7 protein-coding genes are annotated in these 5,800 nt (G+C 48.6%); all 7 read left to right on the forward strand.

The features are described from left to right. Window positions 1–311 (forward strand): DHHA1 domain-containing protein (locus Q0X25_RS06760; RefSeq protein WP_298580340.1); only part of this gene is annotated, 311 nt, incomplete at its 5' end. Window positions 312–374: 63 nt separating this feature from the next. Further along, window positions 375–788, forward strand: coding sequence for a Holliday junction resolvase RuvX (ruvX, locus tag Q0X25_RS06765; RefSeq protein ID WP_298580342.1), 414 nt, complete (start codon window positions 375–377; stop codon window positions 786–788). A 12-nt stretch (window positions 789–800) separates the two neighbouring features. Further along, window positions 801–2,114, forward strand: coding sequence for an endolytic transglycosylase MltG (mltG, locus tag Q0X25_RS06770; protein WP_298580344.1), 1,314 nt, complete (start codon window positions 801–803; stop codon window positions 2,112–2,114). Between the two features lie 13 nt (window positions 2,115–2,127). Further along, the gene (locus tag Q0X25_RS06775; protein ID WP_298580347.1) at window positions 2,128–2,640 is read left to right on the forward strand and encodes a YqeG family HAD IIIA-type phosphatase; all 513 of its coding nucleotides are present in this window, start codon (window positions 2,128–2,130) and stop codon (window positions 2,638–2,640) included. Next, window positions 2,637–3,191, forward strand: coding sequence for a shikimate kinase (locus tag Q0X25_RS06780; protein ID WP_298580349.1), 555 nt, complete (start codon window positions 2,637–2,639; stop codon window positions 3,189–3,191). The genes Q0X25_RS06775 and Q0X25_RS06780 overlap by 4 nt, the downstream gene beginning before the upstream one ends. Beyond that, the gene (locus Q0X25_RS06785) at window positions 3,188–4,411 is read left to right on the forward strand and encodes a 3-dehydroquinate synthase (protein ID WP_298580352.1); all 1,224 of its coding nucleotides are present in this window, start codon (window positions 3,188–3,190) and stop codon (window positions 4,409–4,411) included. Before Q0X25_RS06780 ends, Q0X25_RS06785 begins: the two co-directional genes overlap by 4 nt. 2 nt (window positions 4,412–4,413) lie before the next feature. Beyond that, complete coding sequence (locus Q0X25_RS06790; RefSeq protein ID WP_298580355.1) at window positions 4,414–5,532, forward strand: Xaa-Pro peptidase family protein; 1,119 nt, start codon at window positions 4,414–4,416, stop codon at window positions 5,530–5,532. The last annotated feature ends 268 nt before the right edge of the window (window positions 5,533–5,800 follow it).

The raw sequence follows: 5,800 nt of genomic DNA on the forward strand, positions 1-5,800 counted from the left end.
TTGTCAAGCTTAATGGTGTGGGTGGTCGTGATTTGAGATCCGTTTGGGATAGCATTCGTGACGGCGCTCACAAGCCTGAAATTGCCTGCGTGCTCATCTCGGCTACTCCCGATGGCAAAGTTGCGCTTCTTGCGGCGGCAAGTGATTCTGCTGTGGATGCTGGTTTTGATTCTGGCAAGCTTATCCGTGAGATTGCAGGTCTGGTTGGTGGCCGAGGTGGTGGCAAAGCTGCTATGGCTCAAGCTGGCGGTGCAGATATTGCTGGTATTGATGCAGCACTTGCTAAAGCCCAGCAGTTGCTTAGGTCATAAAGCTAACGTGCTTACAAGCTTCGCGGCATCACGGCTGTTAGGCTTGTCTGAAAGGTCGGATACATGAGAGCTTTGGCACTGGATATTGGAGAGATGCGTGTAGGCATTGCAGCAAGCGATGCAAGTGGCACACTCGCCTTTCCTGTCAAAGTTCTGCCAGCGCAAGAAGTACTGGGGCATGCAAAGACGTTTCGTCGCGTATTGGAAGATTATGAGCCCGAGGTGTTGGTCTGTGGCCGACCTCTCACTTTGGCAGGTGAGAATGGCATGCAAGCCGCTCGTCTGACTGCTCAAGCAGAATGTATTGCAAAAAGCTGCGGTCTTCCCTTGGAATTTGCTGATGAAAGGCTCTCCTCTAAGGAAGCAAAGCGTATCCTCCGTGAGGAGGGGAGAAGCGAGAAAGAGATGCGAGGAATGGTTGATATGGTTGCCGCATCGGTATTTCTCCAAACCTGGCTTGATGCCAGGAAGGACTGAAAGGGCGAGTCGATGGCAGATCGTAGCTCCGAGGCCCGGAACAGGGGCTCTCATTTCGCAACAAAGCAAAACCCCAAGGTGTCGTCAAAGCTTCCTACCTTAGATGATTCTGACGCCAAGATAATGGGTACAGGTACCATTTCGTCGCGTAGTGTCGCAGCGACACGTCATGTCGCAAAAGGCAGCAAGCGTAGGCATCATGGTATGCGCACTCGTGCTGCTCAGGCGCAACTAGGCAATGGTACTCATGGCAGACAGCAGTCACAAAAAGCGCGTTGGCCACGCGTACTCATGAGTCTTGTGCTAGTCGCGCTTGTTCTTGGTGCGGCTTATATCTTTGTGTTACCCAGGATAAAAAACCTCACTAAGCCCGAGACTCCTAAGGTTGAGGCGGGAAAACAGGTCAGCATTACCATTCCTGAAGGTTCTGGTGCGGCTTCGATTATTCAGCAACTCCTTGATGCCGGTGTTATCAGCGATCAGGCAAGTTTTGCCAATGCTTTAAAACAACAGGGTGCCGATTCCAAGCTCAAGCCTGGTACCTATAACTTCATCACAGGCAGCAAAAACCAAAATGTCATTGATCTATTGATTGCTGGCCCTAATGCTTCTGCTAACACCGTAACCATTCCAGAAGGTTCGACTGTGGCTCAAACTGCCGCCTATGTTGAAGCTGTGCTTAAGATTCCTGCCAAGGATTTTATGGCTCAGGCAAAAGCTTCCAAATATGCAGGCGATTATGCCTTCCTTAAGGAGGCTGCTGCAACCGAGCAAGACTCGCTTGAAGGCTATCTCTATCCCAAAACCTATAACTTTGATGGCAAAGACGCATCAGCAGATGCCGTTATCCGCACTATGCTCGACCAATATGTAAACGAACTTTCCAAGCAGGACTTTGAGGCTGCAAAAAAGAAACTTAAGAGTAGTTATAACGTCGACTTATCTGATTATCAGATTTTGAAACTTGCTTCCATTATTGAGAAGGAAGCCATTAAGGACGACCAACGTGCCAACATCTCTTCGGTTTTTTATAATCGTCTAAAGACTGGCATGGCGCTGCAGAGCGATACCACGATGGCGTATGCGTTGGGCCACGAGATAAAGAAGTCCGAGGAAAATCACCAAGATAGTCCCTACAACTCCTATGATCACCAAGGGGTTTCTATTGCAACACCTATCTGCTCGCCTTCACTTACTTCGATTCAAGCAGCGCTAGAGCCTGCGTCAACGGATTATCTGTACTTCTGGATTACTCAGAAGGGCGAGCACTTCTCCAAGACCGAAGCCGAACATACCAAAACCTACAACGAGCATCTGAGCTCCTAGGACGGGAACCAAGATGGCAGTCATTCATCCGTATCGTTATGTTGCGCGCATAGATTACCTTGACCTTGATGAGCTCTATAGCCAAGGTATTCGGTGTATTTTGTTTGATCGAGATAACACCGTGGTGCCGCGCGATTCCAAGCTCGTACCTCCCGAAATCATGGCGTGGTTTGACCATGCGCGTGACCTTGGTATGTATGTCTGCATGGTATCAAATAACATTCATAGTGCTGCTGTTGAAGCTTCTGCAGCAAAACTTAAAAGCGATGTCATTCATCATGCTATGAAGCCTTTTCCTTGCTCCATTAAGGCAGCTCTTCGTAAGGGGGGTGTGGAGGCGCAGCAAGCTGTAATGATTGGCGACCAAGTTATGACCGATGTCGTTGCAGGCAATCTTGCTGGCGTGCGCACTATTCTTGTGCGCCCTCAGTGCCGTACTGACCTTTGGTACACTCACATCTTTCGTTTTTTCGAGGCGCTGATTTTGCATGGTAAAGACTTTGAGGGTGAGGCCGAGGAGCTGTGAGTTGCTCACCACAAGTTGCAGGCTATATTGTCCATGAGGGCTGCGACCATATTTTTTTCATCGGTTTTCTCGGCGCGGGAAAGTCAACCATTGCGCGCAATCTCGGGCAGATGTTTCACCGTCCCTATGTTGATACCGACCGTTTGGTTGAGCGAAAACTCTGCAAATCAGTTTGCGAAATCTTTGAACAAGATGGTGAAGCAAGCTTTCGCTGTGCTGAGGAAGCTGTGCTCAAAAATCTAAAGCAAAGAAAGTCTTTGTTAGTGAGTTGTGGTGGCGGCATTATCGAGAGACCACGCTGCTGTCAGTTGATGAAAGAAATGGGTTCAATCGTTTTTCTGGATGGTGATTTTGATGATTCATTGCGTCAGATTCAGCATCCCGAGAGGCGGCCTGATTTTAGGACAGCTCAAGAAGCAGAGATTCTGTATTGGCGACGCCGACCGCTCTACGAAGCGATTGCCGATTATGTAGTGGATATTCGAGCTAAGTCTTTTGATGCTGTTGCGAGTGAGGCGGCAAGTCTTTTGTGGGAAGAGGGGCTATTGTGAGCGAGATAAGCAACGAAACTTCTGAACTAAAGACCCAAGATGTCTACGAGCAGAATACCGTGGTCGAGGAGCTGTCTGAGCTTGACGGCTCTGCTAGCTCAGAAAAATCTTTTCCTTCTCGGGCTGAGATTATTCGCCAGTGGATTTCTCTGATCAAAGGTTCTTGTGATGTACGCGTAGGCTCAGCTGCTATCGTCTCGATGGGTGAGGTTATGCGTGGTTCAGTTACCACTACGCGCAGAAGCCTTTTGCTTGTAGAGGAGGGGAGTCCTGCCGAACTTGTTGAGGAGACGCGCCGTGAGCTTACCGATGCTGGCTTTGTTGTTGCGCGCTACGATTTACCTGCCAATACCAAGCGTTTTATGGCATCAGTAAATTCACTGGTAGAAGCCCTTGCCCAGGCCTGCATTACGTCTGATGATTTGATTTGTGCGGTAGGCAGGTCCACCTTGATGAGTCTTGCTGCCTATGTGAGCACAAACTGGTGTGGCGCAACTGAGCTGTGCTGTGTGCCCTGTGATCTCTTTGCCGCTACAAGCGGTCTTATTACACCTCTTGGTTTGGATGTTGCTGGCAAAGAAGAGCTTATTCGCTTTCCTGGCAAGGCCAAACATGCCTTTATTGACTTTGACTTTCTCACCACAGATCTGAGCTGTGAGTCTGCACTGCATACCCGTGCCTTGATGGTTCAGTCAGCGCTTGCTGATTCCGAGCGAAGTTTTTCGACGCTTTGGGATCGAGCGGATGATATCGTTGCAGGTGATTTGCCAACGCTTTCACTACAGATTGTTGATACGCTCAAGTCGCGTGGCAATCTCGTGTCTGCTACCTCGGCAGCAGTACGCCAGTCTGTAGATCATGGCAGTATTTTTGTCCGTGCCCTCAAGACTTTGCTGCCTGCGCATATTCCTGAGTCTACGCTGCTGGCCGAATCCATGCGCTTTGCTTCACGTCTTGCTGCAGCGCAATCAGATTTTGCCATTGATGATGTGCTTGCCGTTGATGAGCTGCTAGAAAAACTTGAACTTCCCCTGCTACAGGCGACAGTTGATCCCAATCAGATGATTGCCGCGCTCAAAGCGGTCTCATTTGAGCGTAGTTCGCGTTTTTTGCTCGGTCTACCGCGCTCTTTGGGTCGCGTACGTCTTGCAAATGTTGATGAAGATCTTTTAAAAGAGCATGCGAGCGCATGGTGTGCCGTTCATAGGGTTGAGGAGTAAAGATGGAATATAGGTATGCAGAGAGGGTTGCTGCCCTGCGGGAATGGATGCGTGAATCAAGTTTTGATGCCTTGGTATTACGCAACAATCCAGATCTGCGTTGGTTGACGGGTGCCGAACGTGTTTTTGATGACGAGATTGCCCATGTAGCTTTTGTTACTCCTGAAGGATTGTGGCTACATACAGACTCACGCTACTTTGGTACCTTTGTGAATCGTTTGGGTACCGATGGTCCTTGGCAGCTTGATCAGGAGGTTATAAGCCCTGCAGAATGGGTGGTCCGCCATATTATTGAGTCAGGGGTTTTTGCTGTAGCCATTGAAGACTCCATCTCCTTAGGGTTTTTTGATGAGCTCCAAGAGGAGCTCAAGCATAGCGGCGTAGATTGTACGCTGCCTCGCATGCACGAGGATATTGCTGCCAAATTGCGTGTTGTCAAAGATGATGAGGAGCTGATGCTGCTTCGTGAGGCTCAGCGTATTACCGATGATGCTTTTGAGCATATTTGCACGTATATCCATGCAGGTATGACCGAGCTGGAGCTGCGAGCAGAGCTTGAGGGATACATGCTAACTCATGGTGCTGAGGCTCTGTCTTTTGCGAGTATTGTTGCTGCAGGCCCTAATGGTGCTAATCCTCATGCACAACCTTCTGACTATGTGCTCAAGGATGGCGACATGGTTGTGCTGGACTACGGTGCGGCTTACCACGATTATCATGCCGATATGACCCGCACGGTTTGTGTAGGCAAGCCCAGCGATGAGGCTCGCAAGGTTTACGATATCGTACGCCAGACAAACGAAAGTTGTACTCGTGCTATCCATGCAGGCGTTATAGGTCGCGATATCCATGAACTTGCAGTCAAGCTTATTAGTGACGCTGGTTATGGCGAGTATTTTGGTCACGGTTTAGGTCATGGCGTTGGAATTCAGATTCATGAGAAGCCCAACTTCAATCGTCGTAGTCTTGATGTGATTGGCGCTGGTTCGGTTATTACTGTTGAGCCAGGTATCTACTTGCCGGGTAAGTTTGGTGTACGAATCGAGGATTGTGGTTTGGTAGATGAGCAGGGCTACCATCCCTTTAGTCGTATCAGTCATGAGTTGATGTGCGTTGGCTAGTTTTACTGCGCCACAATCATAATGAATTAAAGCTGCGCTTTACGGTGCAGCTTTTTTATGAGGTATCAGCTGTAGGGTCTTTTCTTTTTAGGCATGAAAGAGGGGAGGCAATGCAAGCTAAAGTGTGCATATATGTTGATATCAAAAATCAAAAGATTTAGGTGCTGTGTATTTTTGAATAGTTTTGTTCACTAATGTTTAAAAGAATCAAGTTTTTTAACAGTAAATTTTTATCTCCCTTAGAAAGAGAGCTCAAGTTAGCCAAAGA

The organism is uncultured Olegusella sp. (genome assembly GCF_947253395.1).
Lineage (GTDB): Bacteria > Actinomycetota > Coriobacteriia > Coriobacteriales > Atopobiaceae > Olegusella.